The organism is Mesobacterium pallidum (assembly GCF_019966535.1).
Classification (GTDB): domain Bacteria; phylum Pseudomonadota; class Alphaproteobacteria; order Rhodobacterales; family Rhodobacteraceae; genus Mesobacterium; species Mesobacterium pallidum.
Genome location: NZ_JAIMID010000002.1, coordinates 288,269 through 308,895 on the forward strand (window position 1 = coordinate 288,269; position 20,627 = coordinate 308,895).

General features: G+C 68.6%; 17 protein-coding genes. 12 read left to right on the forward strand and 5 right to left on the reverse strand.

Annotated features, from left to right (window positions below):
* Positions 1–67: 67 nt before the first annotated feature.
* The 3 genes from serS to MF270_RS04095 all read left to right on the forward strand — a co-directional run bounded on the left by serS (position 68) and on the right by MF270_RS04095 (position 3,526).
* Complete coding sequence (gene serS, locus MF270_RS04085) at positions 68–1,360, forward strand: serine--tRNA ligase (protein ID WP_238364577.1); 1,293 nt, start codon at positions 68–70, stop codon at positions 1,358–1,360.
* Positions 1,361–1,486: 126 nt separating this feature from the next.
* Positions 1,487–2,212 (forward strand): hypothetical protein, encoded by a 726-nt coding sequence (locus tag MF270_RS04090; RefSeq protein WP_238364578.1) that lies wholly within the window; start codon positions 1,487–1,489, stop codon positions 2,210–2,212.
* 426 nt (positions 2,213–2,638) lie between these two features.
* Positions 2,639–3,526 (forward strand): Hint domain-containing protein, encoded by an 888-nt coding sequence (locus MF270_RS04095; RefSeq protein ID WP_238364579.1) that lies wholly within the window; start codon positions 2,639–2,641, stop codon positions 3,524–3,526.
* A 52-nt stretch (positions 3,527–3,578) separates the two neighbouring features.
* Here MF270_RS04095 and MF270_RS04100 read toward each other — a convergent pair whose 3' ends face one another.
* Positions 3,579–4,469, reverse strand: coding sequence for a LysR family transcriptional regulator (locus tag MF270_RS04100; protein ID WP_238364580.1), 891 nt, complete (start codon positions 4,467–4,469; stop codon positions 3,579–3,581).
* A gap of 121 nt (positions 4,470–4,590) precedes the next feature.
* On the opposite strand from MF270_RS04100, the gene MF270_RS04105 reads away from it, so the two are divergent.
* Together MF270_RS04105 and MF270_RS04110 are read left to right on the forward strand one after the other, a co-directional pair.
* Positions 4,591–5,022, forward strand: coding sequence for a hypothetical protein (locus MF270_RS04105; RefSeq protein ID WP_238364581.1), 432 nt, complete (start codon positions 4,591–4,593; stop codon positions 5,020–5,022).
* Positions 5,022–7,652 (forward strand): ATP-binding protein, encoded by a 2,631-nt coding sequence (locus tag MF270_RS04110; protein ID WP_238364582.1) that lies wholly within the window; start codon positions 5,022–5,024, stop codon positions 7,650–7,652. The genes MF270_RS04105 and MF270_RS04110 overlap by 1 nt, the downstream gene beginning before the upstream one ends.
* Positions 7,653–7,801: 149 nt before the next feature.
* Here MF270_RS04110 and MF270_RS04115 read toward each other — a convergent pair whose 3' ends face one another.
* Positions 7,802–9,406, reverse strand: a complete 1,605-nt coding sequence (locus MF270_RS04115) for a CHAT domain-containing protein (RefSeq protein WP_238364583.1) — start codon at positions 9,404–9,406, stop codon at positions 7,802–7,804.
* 127 nt (positions 9,407–9,533) lie between these two features.
* Between MF270_RS04115 and MF270_RS04120 the strand changes: the two genes are divergently transcribed.
* Positions 9,534–10,178, forward strand: coding sequence for a nucleoside/nucleotide kinase family protein (locus tag MF270_RS04120; protein WP_238364584.1), 645 nt, complete (start codon positions 9,534–9,536; stop codon positions 10,176–10,178).
* Here MF270_RS04120 and MF270_RS04125 read toward each other — a convergent pair.
* Both MF270_RS04125 and MF270_RS04130 read right to left on the reverse strand, forming a co-directional pair.
* Positions 10,154–10,921 carry an alpha/beta fold hydrolase gene (locus MF270_RS04125; protein WP_238364585.1) on the reverse strand — a complete coding sequence of 256 codons (768 nt, stop codon included), beginning with the start codon at positions 10,919–10,921 and terminating at the stop codon, positions 10,154–10,156. The two genes, MF270_RS04120 and MF270_RS04125, sit on opposite strands and share 25 nt — an antisense overlap.
* Before the next feature lie 195 nt (positions 10,922–11,116).
* Positions 11,117–12,817: a thiamine pyrophosphate-requiring protein gene (locus MF270_RS04130; protein ID WP_238364586.1), complete on the reverse strand. Its 1,701-nt coding sequence runs from the start codon at positions 12,815–12,817 to the stop codon at positions 11,117–11,119.
* A gap of 123 nt (positions 12,818–12,940) precedes the next feature.
* Here MF270_RS04130 and speB point away from each other — a divergent pair, with 123 nt between their 5' ends.
* Positions 12,941–13,888, forward strand: a complete 948-nt coding sequence (speB, locus tag MF270_RS04135; RefSeq protein ID WP_238364587.1) for an agmatinase — start codon at positions 12,941–12,943, stop codon at positions 13,886–13,888.
* 198 nt (positions 13,889–14,086) lie between these two features.
* Here speB and MF270_RS04140 read toward each other — a convergent pair whose 3' ends face one another.
* Positions 14,087–15,130: a LacI family DNA-binding transcriptional regulator gene (locus MF270_RS04140; protein WP_238364588.1), complete on the reverse strand. Its 1,044-nt coding sequence runs from the start codon at positions 15,128–15,130 to the stop codon at positions 14,087–14,089.
* 195 nt (positions 15,131–15,325) lie between these two features.
* Here MF270_RS04140 and MF270_RS04145 point away from each other — a divergent pair, with 195 nt between their 5' ends.
* The 5 genes from MF270_RS04145 to MF270_RS04165 all read left to right on the forward strand — a co-directional run bounded on the left by MF270_RS04145 (position 15,326) and on the right by MF270_RS04165 (position 20,624).
* A complete protein-coding gene (locus MF270_RS04145; RefSeq protein WP_238364589.1) occupies positions 15,326–16,561 on the forward strand; it encodes an ABC transporter substrate-binding protein in 1,236 nt (411 codons plus the stop codon).
* A 64-nt stretch (positions 16,562–16,625) separates the two neighbouring features.
* Complete coding sequence (locus tag MF270_RS04150) at positions 16,626–17,516, forward strand: carbohydrate ABC transporter permease (protein WP_238364590.1); 891 nt, start codon at positions 16,626–16,628, stop codon at positions 17,514–17,516.
* A gap of 37 nt (positions 17,517–17,553) precedes the next feature.
* On the forward strand, positions 17,554–18,450 hold the full coding sequence (locus MF270_RS04155; RefSeq protein ID WP_238364829.1) for a carbohydrate ABC transporter permease: 897 nt from the start codon (positions 17,554–17,556) through the stop codon (positions 18,448–18,450).
* 310 nt (positions 18,451–18,760) lie between these two features.
* Positions 18,761–19,849, forward strand: coding sequence for an ABC transporter ATP-binding protein (locus tag MF270_RS04160; RefSeq protein ID WP_238364591.1), 1,089 nt, complete (start codon positions 18,761–18,763; stop codon positions 19,847–19,849).
* Between the two features lie 25 nt (positions 19,850–19,874).
* The gene (locus MF270_RS04165; RefSeq protein WP_238364592.1) at positions 19,875–20,624 is read left to right on the forward strand and encodes a sugar phosphate isomerase/epimerase family protein; all 750 of its coding nucleotides are present in this window, start codon (positions 19,875–19,877) and stop codon (positions 20,622–20,624) included.
* The last annotated feature ends 3 nt before the right edge of the window (positions 20,625–20,627 follow it).

Genomic DNA, 20,627 nt, shown 5'->3' on the forward strand with positions numbered 1-20,627 from the left:
ACCCTTTCCCTTAACCATGCCGTAGTACCGTCCGCGACGAATCCGACGACCCTAGGGGAGGCCCTCCATGCACGACATCCGCGCCATTCGCGAGAATCCCGCCGCCTTCGACGCGGCCCTCGCCCGCCGGGGCCTCTCGCCGCAATCGCCCGCGCTGCTGGCGCTGGACGCCGAGCGCCGCGCCGCGATCCTCGCCGCCGAGACCGCGCAGGCCGAGCAGAACAAGGCCTCCAAGTCCGTGGGCGCCGCCAAGGCCAAGGGTGACGAGGCCGAGTTCGAGCGGTTGCGCGCGCTGGTCGCCGACAAGAAGGCCGAGGTCGCCGCGATGAACGCCCGCGCCAAGGAGCTTGACGCCGAGCTGACCGACCTGCTGCTGGGCCTGCCCAACCTGCCCTATGATGACGTGCCCGATGGCAAGGACGAGGCGGATAACGTCGAGATCAAGCGCTGGGGCACGCCGCGCGACTTCGATTTCCAGCCGAAAGAGCATTACGAGCTGGAAGGCGTGAAGCCGGGCATGGATTTCGAGACGGCGGCCAAGCTTTCCGGCTCGCGCTTTGTCGTGCTCTCGGGCGGGGTGGTGCGCATCCACCGGGCGCTGGCGCAATTCATGCTGGATACGCATGTCGAGGAAAACGGGCTGTCGGAGACCTGGACCCCCGTGCTGGTGCGCGAAGAGATGATGGTCGGCACCGGCCAGCTGCCGAAATTCGGCGAGGACAGCTATCTGACGCGCGAAGGCTGGTGGCTGGTGCCCACGGCCGAGGTGACGCTGACCAACATCGTCAACGGCTCCACGGTCGAGGAATCCTATCTGCCCCGCCGCTACGTGGCCCATACGCAATGCTTCCGGTCCGAGGCGGGCAGCGCGGGCAAGGACACGTCCGGCATGCTGCGCCAGCACCAGTTCGAGAAGGTCGAGATGGTCTCGGTCACCCATCCCGATGCCTCCGACGACGAGCACAAGCGCATGACCGCCTGCGCCGAGGGGATCCTGGAAAAGCTGGGCCTGCCCTACCGCACGGTTGTGCTCTGCACCGGCGACATGGGCGCCGGCGCGCGGCGGACCCATGACATCGAGGTCTGGCTGCCGGGGCAGGATACCTATCGCGAGATCTCCTCGGTCTCGACCTGCGGCGATTACCAGGCGCGTCGGATGAACGCGCGGTTCAAGCCCGAAGGCGGTGGCAAGCCCGAGTTCCTGCACACGCTGAACGGCTCGGGCCTGGCCGTGGGCCGGGCGCTGATCGCGGTGCTCGAGAACGGCCAGCAGGAAGACGGCTCGGTCGACCTGCCCGCGGCGCTTTACCCCTACCTCGGCGGCAAGACCCGCCTCGCGGCAGACGGCACGCTTGCGTGAGACCCCCAAGATCCTTCTGACGAAGGATCTTGCACGGCCGCCCCGCCCGCAGAATTTTCGTCAGAAAATTCTGCCCGGGACCAGTCGGAGCGGGAACCGGACGCAAGCTCCGGGCGTTTGGATGCCATGAACCGCACCCTGCCCCTTCTCACCTTCCTGTCGGCGCTGGCCTTCGCGCTCGCGCCCTTCCTTGCCGAGAACTTCGCCGGGTTCCGCCCCGACCAGTTCCCCGTGCCGCAGGACAACCCGCCCGTGCAACCGGCGGGCTGGGCCTTTGCGATCTGGGGGCTGATCTACATCTGGCTCATCCTCGGGACGGCCTACGGGGCTTTCCGGCGCGCCGGCCACCCGGATTGGGCACGCCTTTGGCCCTGGCTGCTCGCCTCGCTGCTGCCCGGCGTGTTCTGGCTCGAACTCGCCCAGGCCTCCTTCCTCTGGGCGACCGCGCTGATCTGGTGGATGGCCGTCACGGCGATTGCGGCCCTGTTCAACGCCGCCGACCGGAACCGCTGGATGCAACGCTGGCCGGTGTCGATCTATGCCGGATGGCTGACCGCCGCCGCAAGTGTCAGCGTCGGGCTTGCCCTTGGCGGCTACGGTGTGCTGGGCCCGCAGACCTCTGCCGTTGTCGCGCTGCTGCTCATCCTCGCCATCGCCCTGCCCGTCCAGTGGTCCCGGCCGGATGCGCCGGGCTATGGCGCCGCGGTGACCTGGGCGCTTGCCGGCGTAGCCGCGGCCAATGCCGGCGACGGGAGCCTTGGCCTGGCAGTCGCGGCAGGCGTGGCGGCCCTGACGGTGGCAGGGGTGGCGCTGTTCAAGAGCGCGCAGACCGCCCACCGGCCGTTGCCCTGACAGCAACAGTCCGGTGTCGGACAGCGAGAGAGCCTAAAAAAGCAGCAACAATGCGTCACACGACTGCCTCGCTTCCGCCCAGATGTCGACATATTCACACATGACGTTGCGTTAACTTTCGCATCCAGCGCCGTCGGAGCCGATGAGCGCTTTTATGTTATTTTTCAATACGTTGCAAATTTTTTCTGCCGCCAGCACGCATTTGGCCCCAATGAGGTGTGCGCAGGAAAATCGCTGTCCTTACAATTGATTAACATCTGAACAACTTCAAATGCGCGAAGCGTAACAACCTGTGGTTGCTTGAAAAATCAGACCCTGCCCGGCCAACGAGGCGATTGACAGCGCCAGCCTTTACACACCAATTGGTCGATCAGTAACGCGAAGCATTCGCGGACACCCGTAGTTTCAACAGTGGGGCACCTTACCATGGCCACCTTCGATTTTTCTTCTTACCTTAGCTACAAAACCAGCAGCACAACCTACAACTACCAGGCCGCGAGTTCGACCAACGCAACCGGAACACTCAGCGACGGTGGCCTGGGCGACGGCAGCACGTTCGAGCTGAACGAAGAACTCCTTGCCGGCTATGACTATGTCGGCACTGTGACGGTCGGCGGGGTCACGGCTGTCCTGGTGAAGGGCAACGGAAACGACTACCGCCTGTATTCCTCGCTCGACCAGACGACGGCGTTGTCTACTTTCGGCACGTCGTTCCAGCAATCGGTGGTTTCGACCGATCCCGTCACCCCCTGCTTCCTCACCGGCACCCTGATCGCCACCGACAAGGGTGAAGTCGCGGTCGAGGACCTGGCGATCGGCGACATGGTGAAGACCGCCGACGGCGACCTGCGTCCGATCCTGTGGATCGGCACCCGCGTCATCGACACGCGCTTTGGTCCGGCCGAGCGTCTGCGCCCGGTCCGCTTTGCCGCGGGATCGCTGGGCAACGGCCTGCCGCACAGCGACCTGATGGTCACCGCCGACCACGCGATGCTGGTCGTCGGCATCCTGGCCCATGCGGGCGCACTGGTGAACGGGACCTCGATCACCTCGGTTCCGCTGGCAGAGCTTGGTCAGACCTACACCGTCTACCACATCGAGACCGAGCACCAGGAACTCATCCTGGCGAACGGCGCGATCGCGGAGAGCTTTGTCGACAACATGGACCGCTCGGCCTTCGACAATTACGACCAGTTCGTTGCGCTCTACGGCAAGGGTGCTCCGGTCCAGGAGCTTGACCTGCCCCGCGCCATGAGCCCGCGCCAACTGCCGCTGGCCGCGCGCCGCATGCTGGGCCTGACCGAAGCGGCCTGACGGCGGTCGGACAGATCGACGGGGCGGCCCCTCGGGGCCGCCCGTTTGCCCGTCACTGCTCGGGCACCTCGGCCTCCTGCGCGGCTCGCAAGAAGGCGCTCAGCACCGGGGTCTGCGGATCCTGGTGCAGCGTCACCACCCCGACCGCCGGCGCCCGCCCCCCCGCGTCGAGCGGCAGCAGATCCAGGTCATGCCCCGCGGCCAGGAACGCGGCCATGGCATCGGGCAGGATCGTGCAAAGCCCGCCCTCGATCACGTGGGTGACGAGGGCGATGGTGGAATTGGCCTCGACCAGCGGGGTCGGGCTGACCCCGGCGTCCATGAACTGGCGATTGATGATGCGGCGGTTCTGCATGTCGGGCGTCAGCAGGCACAGGGGCACCGCCGCCACCTCGTCCCAGCCGACATGGCTGCGTCCGGCAAAGGGCCCGTCCCGCCGTGTCACCAGCCGGTAGCGTTCGCGGTAAAGCGGCTGCGTGGTCATCCGCCCCAGCGGCTCGTTGTCGAGATAGGTCACCCCGGCGTCGGCGTCGAGGTTCTCGATCATCTCGAGAATCTCGATCGACGACCGCGACAGCATGGTGAAGCTGACGTTCGGATGCGCGGTGACGAAACGCGACGTCAGCCGCGCCGCCTGGGTCAGCGCGGTGGGGATCACCGCGAGCCGCAAATGCCCCGACATCCCGGCGTGCGAGGCGCGCATCTCGTCGCGCAGCCGCCGCGTGTCGCCGACGATCTGCCGGGCGCGTTCCAGCGCGCGCTGCCCCTCGGGCGTCAACCCGCCGTAGCGCGACCCGCGCCGCACCAGTTGCACGCCCAGCGTCTCCTCGAGCTGCCGGATCCCGGTCGAGAGCGTCGGCTGGGTGATCCCGAGGCTGTGCGCCGCGCGGCCGAAATGCTGCTCCTTGGCGAGGGCAAGGAACATCTCGAGCTTGGCAATCATGCGAATATCCCTTCGGGCTGCGCGATTTCAATAGAGATTCTCTATCCTCCAAGGCCCCGCCCTGCAACATGACGGCAGAGTTCATTTGCCGCCCCGCGCGGCGCCACGCTAGCATCGGGGCATGAGCAAGACATCCGATATCCCCCCGCGCCGCCTGTTCATGGCGCTTGCCGGTGCCGCCCTCGCCGGCGCCTTCGGCACCTGGATCACGGGCCTCGGCGCGGCCTGGCCCGCGCTGTTGGTGCCGCTGTCGCTGGCGCTTTTCGCGGCCGTCTGGGCCGGGTCCACGCCGCGCGAGCTGCGCCGCGCCCTGCCCTGGATTCTGGCCGGGCTGGTCGGCGTGCAGCTGGCGCTGTGGCTCCCGCTGATCCTGGCGTTCTACGTCCAGGGCGGGGGCGCGGCGCAGCTGGGCCATGCGGTGGGCGCCGCGCTGGTCACGACGCTTGCGGTCGGCTGGTATGTCGGCACCCAGCACTGGGGCCTGGCGCTGGCGACGCTGGCGCTGGCCGCCGTGCTTCTGACCTGGCGCCGGATGGGACAGAAGGAGCCGTGATGCGCCATCTCATCTGCCTTTTCGCCTGCGCGCTCGCGCTGCTTGCCACGGCCCCGCGCGCGCAGGAGGTCGACGCCTCGCTCTATGACGAGCTGGTCGCCCTCACCGCCGGGGACATGGGCGAGGACGCCGCCCGGCTGATCCTGCGCCATGGCTATGCCGAGCACCTCGGGGACGTCGACACGGTGGCCGAGCTGGCCGCATTGCCCGCGGCCTACGCGCCCTCGGCCGGGAACCGGCTGACGGCGGCCATGCTGCATTACCCGATGGGCCGTGTCATCGACATCCTGCACGAGATGGGGCGCGGCAGCGACGTGGTGCTGGCCTGGCACATCGAATACCGCCTGCGCTGGCGCGCCGGGCAGGAGGCGGACGCCTGGGCCGACGTGCAGACCATCCTCGACAGCCTCGCCCCGGCGGAGCTGGGCTGGGACGACCCTTCGCTCACGTCGCTGCTGGCCGATGCCGCCGTGCTGGCGTTTCGCGCGGGGCAGATCGAGGCGGCGGAGGGCTACTTTGCCCGCGCAAAGACCTGCGGCGAGATGCCCTGCGCGGCCGACGTGGTGCAGGGCTGGGGCCAGGGCTACCTTGACGCCGAGCCGCGCGAAGGACTGCGGCCCGACCCGGCCGTACTGCTGGCCGCGGCCGAGGCGCATGTGCCGCTGATCTACGCAGACCAGAACGGGATGATGGCGGCCCTGCGCCGCGAGCACGCGTTCGCGACCGGCGGCGGCCCGGCGCTGCTGAGCGCCGCGCTGACCCGGGGCGGCACCCCGGCCGAGCTGCGCCAGATGGCCGAACGGCTGGTCTCGGCCGACCAGCGGGCCCGAATGGCGATGACCTATTACGGCGTGCTGAACGAGCTGCGCGGCCGGGCAGAGCGCGGCGCGATGATGCCCGTTGACGAGGTGGTGGAGGACACGATCTTTGACGACACCGCGTTGCGCATCACCAATGCGCTCGAGACCTTCCCGATGCTGATGCCGCTGTTGCGCGGCTCGGACGGGCCGGGTCACGCGCTGGTGGCGGGGCTGATGGAGGCGCGGTTGCGCGCCGGCATGGGCCACACCGAGGACGCTCTGGCGCAGGTCATCGGGCTGATCGCCGCCGGACGCGATGCAGGTCACGGCGACACGACGCTGGCCGCCTTTCACGCCGATGCCTGGGCGCTGGCGCGGATGCTGGGCCGCGACGCACTGGCGCAGGAGGCCTGGGCGCGGTTTGCCCCCTGCCTCGACGCCCCCTGCCCCGAGGACCTCGTGGCGCGGGTCTTCGAGCCGCCGTTCGACCTGCCGACCCCCGGCCCCGTCGGGCTGCCGCAGGACAAGGCGGCGGCCTTCCAGGCGCCCGAGATCGAGCGGATCTTTCCAGGCGACCTCCTTGTCCTGTCCGAGCTCTACCGCGCCGGAAACTCCCAGGACCGGCCGATGGATTCCGCCCGCAACGCGCTGATTTCCATCAACTACGCGCTGCGGGCCGAGGGCATCGCCCCCGCCACCCTGCGCGACCGCGCCGCGGCCGCGATGGACACGCTGATCTATGCCGGGCGCTATGCCGATGCGGCGGACGTGGGCGACCGCACCCTCGACCGCCTGCCCGAAGGCAGCCCCGTTCTGGCCGACCCCGATGCCGCCTGGTTCTGGCGCATCCGTGGCCGCGCCGCGCAGCGTCTGGGACAGCCACGGGCCGAAACCTACTACGCCCGCGCTATCGATCTCTCGGTGGGAGAGAGCCTCCTGCTCGACCTCATGGACACCTCCTACACGGACCTTCTGGATCGGGCGCTCGACAAGGCGCCCTCGCGTGAGATGCGGGCCCGGCTGCGCGCCCGGCAGGGCCGGCTCGAGGAAGCGGCCGAGCTGATCCTGGCCGAACGGCGCGCGCGCGAGGCCGGCGGCACCGGCTCGCGCGAGGTGGCGGCGGGGCGTTTCACGGCCCGGGCCGAAGTGGCGTTGCAGCACGGACGGCTGGACGATCACGTGGCGCTGCTGGCCCGCGCGGCAGCGGCGACCGAAGGCGCGGTGCCCCCCGACCTCGGCCCGGTCTATGCCCGGTTCTGGGACATGCGCGGGCTCGCCTGGCAGGAGGCAGCCTATCGCGAGGCCGCCGGCCAGCCGCTGGCCGCCGCCCGCCTGCGCGCGCTTGGCGGCCCGGTCGACTGGATGCCCGCGACCTGGGCACCGCTGCCTGCCCGCGTCGGGCCCGAGCATGACCAGGGCTTTGCCGACAGCTCGGGCGGCTTCTCCAGCAATTCGAGCTACGACAAGATCCGCCACCTGATCGACTTCCGCGACCGAGGCAATTACGAGGCTGCCGCCGCGCTGATGACGGGCTACCGCTGGGTCGCCCTCGGGGCCGAGGCGAACGGCGCCTATGTCGATGCGCAGACGCTGTGGCAGATGGCCTTTACCTTCGCGCGGGGCGGCGACACCGGGGTGGCGTTCGATCTGATGAACCGCGCCGCGCGCATCGCCGCCACGCTGAGTTTCGAGGGCGCGGGCGGCGCCGGGGGCGGCACCTTGCAGCTGCTGGAACGCGACCGCTGGCGGTACCTTCTGTTCGTCGACATCGCCTGGGCGCGGCTCTCGGGCCAGGCGCCGGAGGAAATGCTGGTGGTGTCGCGCTACTAAGCGCGCCGATGGAAATGCGCTACTAAGCGCGCCGATGGAAATGCGCTACTAAGCGCGCCGATGGAGATGCGCGACTAAGCGCGCAGATGGAATTGCGCGACTGAACGCTCAAACGGAAGCCCGCCACCCGGCGCGCCGATAACCCTGCGCTAACCACCCCGCGGCGCCCCGCCTTCGCCCACCACCACGAAGGGCGCCCAGGCCGAAGGATGCGCAAGGCTCGGATCGACGCCATCTGCCATCAGCGCCAGCGTCGCGCGGCGCAGTGCCTCGGCCCGTCCCAGGCCAGGGTCCTCGGCCAGCCGCGCCAGCGTGTCGGCCGTAAGCCGCGCCGCCACGTCGTCGCGCACGGGCCAGTGCGACACGAGGATCGCCCGCGCGCCTGCAAACAGGAAGGCCCGCGCCAGCCCCGACAGCCCCTCGGCCCCCGGCGTGCCATCCCCGGCGGCCGTGTTGCAGGCCGACAGGATCACCCAGTCGGCATCGAGCGTCAGCGCCGAGGCCTCGGAGGCGGTCAGCAACCCGTCATCGGCCGCGCAGGCCACCTTTGGCGGGGTAAAGGCCAGCGCCGGCTCGGCCAGCCCCGAGATGTCGCCGGTGATCAGCCCGTGCGTGGCAAAGGACAGCACCGTGACGCCCGTGAGGTCCGCCGCCTTGACCGATGCCTCCGACGCCTCGGGCCCGAGCCGCAGCTCGGCCGCGCCGGGGAACAGCTGCGCGATCCGGCGCAGTTCGCGCGCGGTGCCGGGCAAAGAGGGCAATTGCCGGATCGCGTCCAGCTGCGTGCCCGTGTCGCCGAAGAAATCACCAATCGACCGCGAGGCGACCTGTAGCGGCGCCTCGGCCCCGCCGAAGACCGGATCGCCGAACCCCGCAAAGCGCGGTACGCGCGGGGCCGCCGCGATGCCCGCCCGGATCGACCCCAGGCTCGCCACCGCCGGCAGCGTCGTCGTGGCATAGCGCCGGGCCAGCCAGGGTGCCTCGGCCAGCGGGCCATTGTGGGGCGCGGTCAGCAGGACCGACAGCGGCAGGCTCGACAGCGGGCCGTCCTTGACCACGAACAGGCTGTCGGCCCCCCCAAGCGCCCCCGCGACCGGCGCGATCAGCGCGGCATACAGCGCATGGGCGGTGCCTGTGTCGAACGCCGCCTCGGCCGGGGTATCGTCCTCGAGCGCCGCCGCCCCGCGCGACGGGCCGGTCGGGTCGAGATCGGCCCTGAGCGCGCGGACCGCCGCCTCGACCTCCGCCGCGCCCATGTCCGACCGGTGCCAGGCGGTGGCATCGGGGCTCACGGCCCAGACATAGGTTGCGGCATTGGACGACAGGATCAGCAGCAGCGCCTCGCCGGGGGCCAGCAGCGCCTGCACCTCGGCATAGGACAGCGGCCGCGGGCTCGCCATCTCGGCGTAATCGGGGAAATCGCGGCGGATCTCGGCATCCAGCGCCTCGACCTCGTCCGACAGGCGGCGGATTTCGGCCCGTGTCGAATCCGCGTTTGCGCCCGGGTCGGCCAGGGCGCGCGTCAGCCGGGCGAGGTCGGCTTCGGCCGCCTGGCGCGCCCGGATGCGCGTCCCCAGCGGTCCGTCCCCGGCCGCCGCCCGCACCCCGACCTGCGCCACGGCGCGGGCCGCCTGCGTCGCCAGCACCCATTGCGCGCCTTCAAAGGCGCGGCCGGCCAGCGCCTCGGCCTCTTCGGCGCGGCTCTGGGGGGCGGTCAGCATGAGAGAGAGGACAAGCAGGAGCGTTCTGCGCATGGGTCGGGTAATCCGGCAGGTGACTGGCCCCATGCTAGCCGCGCCGCTGCCCCCGCGGCAAGCCCGGCGACGCCTGGTTGCGGCCCGCCCCCGCGCGGCGCTATGCATGAACCAAGGAGGACCCGCCATGCCCCAGACCCAGCACGCGCCCCGGGTAATCGACCCCGAGGCGTTGGCCGCGCAGATCCGCGCCCTGCCCGGCACCGGCCGCCAGCTGATCGCCTTTGCCGGCCCGCCGGGCGCGGGCAAGTCGACCCTTGCCGAAGACCTCGTGGCCCGGCTCGGTCCCGAGGCGGCGGTGGTGCCGATGGATGGCTTTCACCTCGACAATGTCCTGCTCGATGCGCGCGGGCTGCGGCCCCGCAAGGGCGCGCCGCAGACCTTCGACGCCGCCGGGATTTCCCATGCGATCAGGCGATTGCGCGGGGAAGATCACGTGATCCTGCCGGCCTTCGACCGCACGCTCGACAAGGCCATCGCCGGCGTGGTCGAGATCGGCCCGGCGCAGCGGCTCTGCCTGGTCGAAGGCAATTACCTGCTCTCCACCGACGGCCCCTGGGCCGGGCTTGCACCGCTCTTCGACCTGCGCGTGGCGCTGGACGTGCCGATGGACGTGCTGGAATCGCGGCTGGTGCAGCGCTGGCTGGACCACGGGATGGACCCCGACGCCGCCCGCGCCCGGGCCGAGGGGAACGACCTGCCCAACGCCCGCTTCGTGCGAGAGACGATGGGCCCCGTCGACCTGGTCTACGCCCCGCCCGTCACAGGGTGACGGCCCAGCCAGGCGGCGATGCCCCGCGCCAGCCCCTCGGGGTCGGCGACCTGCGGTACATGACCGGTGTCCATCCGCATCACCTCGAGCGCGGGAATCCCGTCGCACATCATGTCCTGCGCCTCGGGCAGGACCGACCGGTCGCGCCCGGCTCGGACATAAAGCTTGGGAAGCGTGGCGAACCCCGGACCAGCCGGCGTGGCGATCCGGTAGCCGGCAGCGGGTTGCGGCGTCAGCCTCCGCGCCGCCGCGCGCGCGACATCCTCGGGCAGGTCCTGAAAGAAATGCGCCATGGCAGCCGCTTCGGGCACGCTGCTGCTGCGCCCGCCTTCTGCATGCAGCACATGCGGCGTGACCCCGATCCGCCGCCCCGGCCCGGCGATCCGCTGCTGGATGTCGTCGAAGGTCTCTCCGCCCGGCAGCAGCATCCCGGCGATCCAGATGCCGTGGCTCACCCGGTCCGGGAACCAGGTCGCCCCCGACGTCACCAGCATCCCGCCCCCGGAGTGCCCGACCAGCGCGACCGGGCCGTCCAACGCCTCCATGGCATCGGCGAGGCAGGCGCGAAAGTCCTCCGGCGTGACCGCGCTCACTGGCACTGCGTGATGCCCATCCCCCGGCAAGGCCAATGCCCGCGCCGCGATCCCCCGCGCCGCCAAGGCGGGCACGAGGTCATCCCAGACCCAGGGCCCGGCCCAGGCCCCGTGGATCAACAGAAGTGTCGGGAAAGCGGCGTCACTCATCCCGCGACGCTAGCCGCGCACACGCCGCACTCCAAGCCCCCGCCCGCAAAAGCGCGCAACATCAGCTTCTTGCGCCCATGCTTTCATCTTTCAGAAAATATGCACATGCAACGCAGCCACGGGGCACCCCGCTCGCGGTACGCGCCCCCCTGCCTTTCATTATTCCGCAAATACTCAAATCCGACGCCCGCCGCCTCACACCACCTTGACGTTCAACAGCGCACAGCGCCGCTCGGTCCCGATCACCTGCAGTGCGTCTTCGATGGCCCCGGCCAGGTCCTCGGGCCGCTCGACCGCCCGCGCCCAGGCGCGGCTCGCCTCGGCCACCTTGCAGAAATCCGGCACCGGGCTGAGGCCCGTCAGCGGCATCTGGTTCGCCTTCGCCGCCGCCCCGTCCGGGTAGAGCCCGGCGACCGAGGCCCGCACCGCCCCCCATTCGCCGTTGTTCACCACGACGATGAGGATCGGCAGCGCCAACGCCTCGGCAATCTGGTGGCAGGCGACGGGGTTGGCGAACATGTAGCTGCCGTCCCCGGGCACCGCGACGCAAAGCCGTTCCGGGTCGGCCAATTGCGCCCCCAGCGCGGCGGGAAAGGACCAGCCGAGCCCGCCGGAATGCGGTTCCTGGAACCAGGAGCCATGCTCATGACGCTCGCAGGCCCCCAGCACGCCCCCGAGTTCCGAGAACACCCGCGCTCGGCGCCCCGCCAGCGCCTCCGACAGCACCCGGCTGACGAAGGGCTTGGTCATCGCGTCGCCCCTCGGCTGGGCGCTTGCCGTGATCCGGTCCCGTTCGCGCCCGCTCGCCTCCGCCAGCCTTGCGCGGCGGGCGGCCAGCTGCGCCTCGTCCCGCGGCAGGTCGGTCATCGCGGCAATCAACGCCGGGATCGTCCGCGCGCTTTCGCCGGTGATCGACAGGTCCGACCGGAAATTCCGCACCGGGGTGCGCGAGAACAGCGGGTCCGGCCCCATATGCGCGACCCGGGCGCCGGGTTTCGGCGCATGGGCATCCGGCATCCAGGGTGCGATGCAGTCGAGCACCAGCACCGCGTCGGCCTCGGCCAGCCACGGCCCCGGATCGGCCCCGACATGACAGGGGTGATCGGTCGGGATCGCGAGATGCGTCGCCCACCAGGAACAGACGGCAATCCCCCAGTCCTCGGCCCAATTCGCGAAAGCCGCAAAGCTCGCCGCATCCCCCGCCCCGCGCTGCGCGATGACCAGCGGCGCCTCGGCCCCGGCCAGCCAGCTCGCCAGCGTGGCGATGGCGTCCGGGTTGGGCGCCGCCTCGGCCGGGCGCATCGTCGGGGCGGCGCCAAGGCCTTCGGTCCCGATCTCCTCGCACAGCACCTCGCGCGGGATCGACAGGTAGACCGGCCCCTTGGGGGTCGAGGACGCGATGGCGTGGGCGCGGTCCAGCAGCTCGGGCACCTGCTCGGGGAACTTCAGCTCGTACTCCCATTTGGCGGACTCGCGCACGAGCGCCGCCTGGTCGCGCATCTCCTGCCCCCAGCCGATGGGCACGGTGCGGGCGCCAAACCGGCCCTGCTCGGTCACCGGGGTGCGGCCCGACATCAGGATCATCGGCACATGCTCGCAGGCCGCGTTGATCGCGCCGATGGCGCCGTTGGCCAGCCCTACGTTGGTGTGCAGCATCACCGCCTGCGGCCGGCCCGTCGCCAGGTAATACCCATGCGCCATCCCCAGCGCGGCATGTTCATGCGGCATGACCAGGGCGCGCGGCAGCTCTATCCCCTCGGCGGCAGCCTGCGCGAGCCCCTCGATGATGGGCGGAAAATCCGTGCCGGAATTGGCAAAGACCACGTCGACGCCCAGCGCCTTGAGCCGCGGAAAGATCGCGCCGCCTGCCGTGATGCGCGCTTCGGTATCGGTCATGTCCCCACTCCTCCCCTCGGGTCCTTGCCGGCACCGTCCCCCATCATGCCGCGAATGTCGAGAGCCGGCCTTGACCCCGCCCCGCCCCCGCGCTTGGCTGCACGCAATCATCCGGAGAACCACATGTCCCATGGCTACGAGACCGGCCGCCTGAACCTGCCCTTCACCGGCATCGCCACCTTCGGCAAGTATCCCTACCAGCCCGACTGGGACGCGATCGACGCCGATGTCTGCATCCTGGGCGCACCCTTCGATGCGGGCACGCAATGGCGGGCCGGGGCGCGGTTCGGGCCGCGCGGGATCCGCGAGGCCTCGACCCTGTTCAGCTTTGGCCATGCGGGCGCCTATGACCACGAGGACGACGTGACCTACCTCGACGGCGCGCGGATCGTTGACCTTGGCGATGCTGACATCATCCACACGGACACCGTCCAGAGCCACGCCAATATCGCCCACGGCGTGCGCAGGATCCTCGCGGCCGGGGCGCTGCCGGTGGTGCTGGGGGGCGATCATTCGGTCAACATCCCCTGTATCGAGGCCTTTGCCGGCCACGGCCCGCTGCATATCGTGCAGATCGACGCCCATCTCGATTTCGTCGACGCACGCCACGGCGTCACGCGCGGCCACGGCAACCCGATGCGCCGGGCGGCAGAAAAGGACTACGTGACCGGGCTCACACAACTCGGCATCCGCAATGTGTCCTCCACGGCCCGCGAAGGCTACGAGGACGCGCGCCGCTTCGGCTCGGACATCCAGTCGGTGCGGCAGGTCCGCGCCATGGGAGTCGCGGCCGCCGCCGACCGTGTGCCGGCCGGCGCCGATCTCTACCTCACCATCGACATCGACGGCTTCGATCCATCGATCGCGCCGGGCACCGGCACGCCCAGCCACGGCGGGTTTCTCTACTACGAGGTGCTGGAACTCATCGCCCTGCTGGCGAAACGCCACCGCATCGTCGGCATCGACCTGGTCGAGGTCGCGCCGGACTACGACCCGACCGGCAGCACCTCGATCCTGGCCGCGCAGCTGCTGCTGAACACCATCGGCCGGATCCTCCACGCCCGGGCGTGAGCCTGGACGCGACCGTTGGTGGGGGCGCTGCCCCCCGTCACCTTTGGTGACGCCCCCCGAGGTATTTGGAAAACAATGAAGTCCCGGGCGCGCGCCCCTTTCCTTCATTGTTTCTCAAATACCTCGGGGAGCGCGAGGGGCTGGCCCCTCGCATCCGACACCGGACAATGGCCTAAAGCGTCGTATGAAGTCCGTCCGTCAGACCACTGATTTCAGTCCGGTTTTCGGCCGCGAGGTCGAATCGCGCACGATCAGTTCGACCCCGACCTTGCGGTTGCCGGCGGCCCGGCGCGAGCCGCCGCGCAGCTGTTCGAGCAGCAGCGAGGCCGCCTCCTGCCCCAGCCGCCGGCGGTCCTGGCGCACAGTCGTCAGCGCGGGCACGTAGTAGCCCGACATCTCGATGTCGTCGAAGCCGACCACCGAGATGTCGCCCGGCACCTCCACCCCCGCCGCCGTGAGCGTCGAGATCAACCCGAAGGCGACGAGGTCGGAGGCGCAGAAGACCGCCGTCGGGCGGTCCTCCATCGCCAGGATGCGGCGCGCGGCCTCGGCGCCCGATTCCAGCGAGAAGTCGCCGCGGATGATCCAGTCGTCCCGGGCCGGCAGGTCCAGCGCGGCGCGGGCGGCCAGCATGCCTTCGCGCCGCACGCGGGTCAGAACGTTGCCCTTGGGGCCTGTCACGTGGGCGATCTTGCGGTGCCCGAGATCGTAGAGGTGCCGGATCGCCTGTTGCGCCCCGTCGAAATTGTCGCTGCAGACCTTGGGAAAGCCCGCCTCGTGCACCCATTCGCAGGCAAAGACGATCTGGTCCTCGACCTCGTTCTCGGCCAGCAGCGCAAGATCCGCCTGCGACATGCCGCCGTCGAGAGAGATCATCCCGTCGATCCGTCCATCGAGGAAATAATCCACGACCACGCGGCCCTTGTCATGTTGCCCGGCCGTGTCGGTGATCAGCACCGAGTAATCGCTGTCGCGCAGTTCGGCGCTGATGCCGGCGATGATCTGGCTGAAGAAATGGTTGCCAAGGTTCGGCACCAGCACCAGCACCGCCCCCGCGCGCCGCTTGCGCAGGTTCCGGGCGGCCTGGTTGACCCGGTAGCCGGTGACGCGAATCGCCTCGAACACCGCCTCGCGGGTGCTGTCGGTCAGCAATTCGGGATTCGACAGCGCGCGGCTGACCGTGGCCGTCGAGACCCCCGCCTCGCGCGCGACATCCTTGATACTCGTGCTTTTCTGAACCAACGGTCCCGTCCTTCAAAGGCCGCCCGACCTGTAGCACCGAATTTTCTTCGTTGACAGGCACGCAAGGTGAATATTAGAAATGTAATCGTTTTCATGCAAGGGCAAGAGGATGACCCCTTCGCATGTAAACGATTTCAAGGCGCGCTGACGCCATGGATTGACGGGCCGCATCAGATGGCCCGAAGGGAGGAAGACATGACACACATTCGTACCATCCTGGGCGCGACCACGGCGCTTTGCGTGGCCGGCGCGGCCCAGGCGGCCGATCTCGAAGTGACCCATTGGTGGACCTCGGGCGGCGAGGCGGCCGCGGTGGCCGAGTTGGCCAAGGCCTTTGACGCAAAGACCGAGCACACCTGGGTCGACGGCGCCATTGCAGGTTCGGGCAGCACGGCGCGTCCGATCATGATCAGCCGCATCACCGGGGGCGACCCGATGGCGGCCACCCAGTTCAACCATGGCCGCCAGGCCGAGGAACTGGTCGAGGCCGGCCTGATGCGCGACCTGACCGACATCGCCGAGGCCGGCAAGTGGCGCGAGGTGATCAACCCGCCGTCGCTGCTGGACGCCTGCACCGTGGACGGCCGGGTCTATTGCGCCCCGCTCAACATCCATTCGTGGCAATGGCTGTGGCTGAGCCACAAAGCCTACGAGGACGCCGGCATCCCGGTCCCGACCACCTGGGACGAATTCGTCGCCGCGGCCCCGGCGCTGGCCGAAGCGGGCAAGATCCCGATGGCCATGGGCAAGCAGGGCTGGCAGCAATCGGGCGCCTTCAACGTCATGATCCTGTCGCTGCTGCCGCCCGAGGTCTACCTGGGCGTCTACCAGGACAAGAATGCCGAGATCGCCGCCGGGCCGGAAGTGGCCAGGATCTTTGCCGCCGCGGCCGCCGCGCGCGAGATGTCCAAGGATTCGAACGTGCAGGACTGGAACCAGGCCACCAACCTGGTGATCACCGGCCAGGCTGGCGGGCAGATCATGGGCGACTGGGCGCAGGGTGAATTCCAGGTGGCCGGCATGACCGCGGGCGAGGATTACACCTGCCTGCCCGGGCTCGGCGTCAACAAGACGCTGCAGGCCGGTGGCGATGCCTTCTATTTCCCCGTACTCGACGACGAAGAGCTGACTGCCGCGCAAGGCGAGCTGGCCGCGCTGCTGCTCGAGCCGGAAACCCAGGTGGCCTTCAACCTCAAGAAAGGCTCGCTGCCGGTGCGCGGCGACGTCGACCTCGAGGCGGCCAACGACTGCATGAAGAAGGGCCTCGAGATCCTGGCCTCGGGCGATGCGCTGCCTGACGTGAACATCCTGATCTCGTCCGACACACGGGTGCAGATCGAGGAGCTCTTTGTCGAGTTCTTCGCCGACGCATCAATCACGCCGGAAGACGCGCAGGCGCGTTACGCCGACATCATCGCAGACGCAGACTGATCGCGACAGCCGGGCCCCCGACCGGGGGTCCGGCACAACCGCTCATGTCATGACGGGAGGCGACATGTCCGCTTCACGACCCAATCGGCTGTTCCGGAACAAGTCCGCCAAGATTGCCGCGATCCCGATGATCCTGACCGCCATGGTGGTCTTTGTCGGTGGCACGATCTGGACGGTAGCCTACAGCTTTACCAATTCGAAACTGTTGCCACGCTGGAAGCTGGTCGGCCTTGACCAGTACGAACGCCTCTGGGACAGCCGACGCTGGCTGGTCTCGATCGAGAACCTGTTCCTCTATGGCCTGTTCATGCTGGTGCTGAGCTTTGTCATCGGCTTTGTCCTGGCCGCGCTGATGGACCAGAAGATCCGGTTCGAGAACACGTTCCGCACCATCATGCTTTACCCCTTTGCGCTGAGCTTCATCGTGACGGGGCTGGTCTGGCAATGGATACTCAACCCTGACTTCGGCGTGCAGCACATCGTGCGCAGCCTCGGGTTCGAAAATTTCACTTTCGACCCGCTCTATACCGCCGACATCGCGCTTTACGGCGTCATGATCGCCGGGCTGTGGCAGGGGTCGGGGCTGATCATGGTGCTGATGCTGGCGGGCCTGCGCGGCATCGACCAGGAGATCTGGAAGGCCTCCCGCGTGGACGGGATCCCGGCGTGGAAGACCTATGTCTTCATAATCATCCCGATGATGAAACCCGTCTTCATCACCACCCTGGTGCTGATCGCCTCGTCCATCGTCAAGGTCTACGACCTGATCGTGGCCCAGACCGGCGGCGGTCCCGGCCTGTCGACCGAGATGCCGGCCAAATATGTCTACGACTACCTCTTCGGGGCGCAGAACCTCGGCCAGGGCTTTGCCGCATCGACCATGATGCTGCTGGCGGTGCTGGTCGTCGTCATCCCCTGGGCCATGCTTGAATTCGGAGGCAAGAAACGTGTCTGATCCCGCTTCACTCAACGCGGCGGGCGCCAGCGCCGGCATGATCGCCGGCCAGCTTGACGGACCGCGCGGGCCAAAGCCCCGCAAACGCTTCTCGCGCCAGAACATCTTTATCTACGGCACGCTGATCGTGGTGGCGCTTTACTACCTGTTGCCGCTCTATGTCATGATCGTCACCTCGCTCAAGGGGATGCCCGAGATCCGGATGGGCAACATCTTTTCCCCGCCGGTCGAGATCACCTTCGAGCCCTGGGTCAAGGCCTGGTCCCAGGCCTGCACGGGTCTCAATTGCGACGGGCTGAGCCGGGGCTTCTGGAACTCGGTGCGCATCACGATCCCCTCGGTGATCCTGTCGATCGCGATCGCATCGGTGAACGGCTATGCGCTGGCCAACTGGCGGTTCAAGGGGGCGGATGCGTTTTTCACCATCCTGATCTTCGGCGCCTTCATCCCCTACCAGGTGATGCTGTACCCGATCGTGATCATGCTGCGCGAGATCGGCCTTTACGGCACGCTCTGGGGCCTTGTGATCGTGCACTCGGTCTTCGGGATGCCGATCCTGACGCTCTTGTTCCGCAACTACTTCACCTCGCTGCCCGAAGAGCTGTTCAAGGCCGCACGGGTGGACGGGGCCGGGTTCTGGCGGATCTACTTCCAGATCATGCTGCCGATGTCGCTGCCGATCTTCGTGGTCGCGATGATCCTGCAGGTCACGGGGATCTGGAACGATTTCCTGTTCGGCGTGGTCTACACCAAGCCCGACCTCTACCCGATGACGGTGCAGCTGAACAACATCGTCAACTCGGTCCAGGGGGTCAAGGAATACAACGTCAACATGGCCGCGACCCTGCTAACAGGGCTGGTGCCGCTGGTGATCTACTTCGTCTCGGGCAAGCTGTTCGTGCGCGGGATCGCCGCTGGGGCGGTGAAGGGATGACGGTCTTGACCTCTTCAGTCGCCTTCCCTTCGATTTCAGGCGCCAGGGGCAGCGCCGGCCCCCGGGGGGTCGTAAAGCGCCGCCCCGTCACGCCGAGAGCATGCCCTCCCGGATCGGCGCACCTCCAGTGCGACGGGGCGGGCCGGCGCTGCCCGGCGGGCCGCCGGGCGGGACATGACAGCTGGCGCACCAGGCCGCCCCGCCGGACCGGGGCGCTGCCCCGGACCCCGAGGTATATGGAAAACAATGAAGCAGGGGGGGCCGCCCAAGGTGGCGCCCGCCGCACAAAGACACACATGGGGCCGAACCGATGACCACCAGTGATCCAAGCATCGAGATCAAGAACCTGCACCTCAGCTTTGGCGCGGTGCAGGTGCTGAAGGACCTGAACCTGACGATCGCCAAGGGGGAATTCCTTGTCCTGCTGGGTTCGTCCGGCTGCGGCAAGTCCACCCTGCTGAACTGCATCGCCGGGCTGCTGGACGTCACCGACGGGCAGATCTGGATCGGCGGCAAGAACGTCACCTGGGCCGAGCCAAGCGAGCGCGGCATCGGCATGGTGTTCCAGTCCTACGCGCTGTATCCGCAGATGACGGTCGAGGGGAACCTGAGCTTCGGCCTCAAGAACGCCGGGATGAGCAAGGCCGAGATCGCGCAGCGCGTCGCCCGCGCCGCCGAGGTGTTGCAGATCGAGCCGCTGCTCAAGCGCAAACCCGCCGCGCTGTCGGGCGGGCAGCGCCAGCGGGTCGCAATCGGCCGGGCACTGGTGCGCGACGTGGACGTGTTCCTGTTCGACGAGCCCTTGTCGAACCTCGACGCCAAGCTGCGCGCGGACCTCAGGGTCGAGATCAAGCAGCTGCACCAGACGCTGGGCAACACGATGATCTACGTCACCCATGACCAGATCGAGGCGATGACCCTGGCCGACCGGATCGCGATCATGCGCTCGGGGCTGGTGCAGCAGCTGGCCTCCCCGCACGAGATCTACAACCGGCCCTCGAACCTGTACGTCGCCGGGTTTATCGGCTCGCCCACGATGAACTTTTTCGAGGGGCAGTTGGACGGCGCGGGCCATTTCACCGGCACCGGCGTCGATTTCGCCACCACCGGCTACGACTTTGCCGGCCCCGCGACGGCCGGCCCCGTGGTGCTGGGCATCCGCCCCGAGCATATCGCGGCGATGGAGGCCGCGGCCGCCATGCCGGTGCGCCTGGACAGCCGGGTCGAGCTGGTCGAGCCGCTGGGTTCGGACACGTTGGTGCGGGTGAACGTCGCCGGCCGCTCGCTTTGGGTGCGGCTGGACGGGCAGGTGCAGATCCGGTCCGGCGATCCACTGGCCATCGGGTTCGACCCGGCACTGACGCATATCTTCGACAAGACCACCGAAACGCGGCTGTAACGGCCAATAACGAAAGGACAGAGACATGGACGTCTCCTTCCAACTCTATTCCGCGCGCGAGTTCACCCCCTGGGAGGACGTGCTGCAGATGATCGCCGGGCTGGGCTACACCCAGGTCGAAGGCTTCGGCGGGGTCTACACCGACCCGGCGGCCTTCAAGGCGCTGCTGGACCAGAACGGGTTGACCATGCCATCCGGGCATTTCTTCCCGATCACCTCGTTCGAGGATGATTTCACGACCTCGATGGCCGCCGCCAAGCAGCTGGGGATGGAGCGGGTGTTCTGCCCCGCTCCCACGGATGAGTACCGCAACGGCGCCGATGCCGCCGCCTGGATCCAGCTTGCCAAACGGCTGGAAACGGCGGCCAAGCGGGTGCAGGATGCCGGCCTGCGCTTTGGCTGGCACAACCACCACTGGGAATTCATGCCCCTTGCGGGCGGCGAGATCGCGATGGAGCTGATCCTCGAGCACGCGCCCTCGATCGAGTGGGAAATGGACGTGGCCTGGGTCGTGCGCGGCGGGGCCGATCCGCTTGACTGGATCAAGAGCCACGCGGATCGCATCACCACCGCCCATGTCAAGGACATCGCCCCTGAGGGGGACTGCGCGGACGAGGATGGATGGGCCGATGTCGGCACCGGCACCATGGACTGGCCGGCGATCATGGCCGCGCTGCGCGGCGTCGGCGCGGACCTGTTCGTGATGGAGCATGACAAGCCCTCCGATGCGACGCGCTTCGCCACCCGCTCCATCGCGTCGTTCAAGACATTCTGAGGT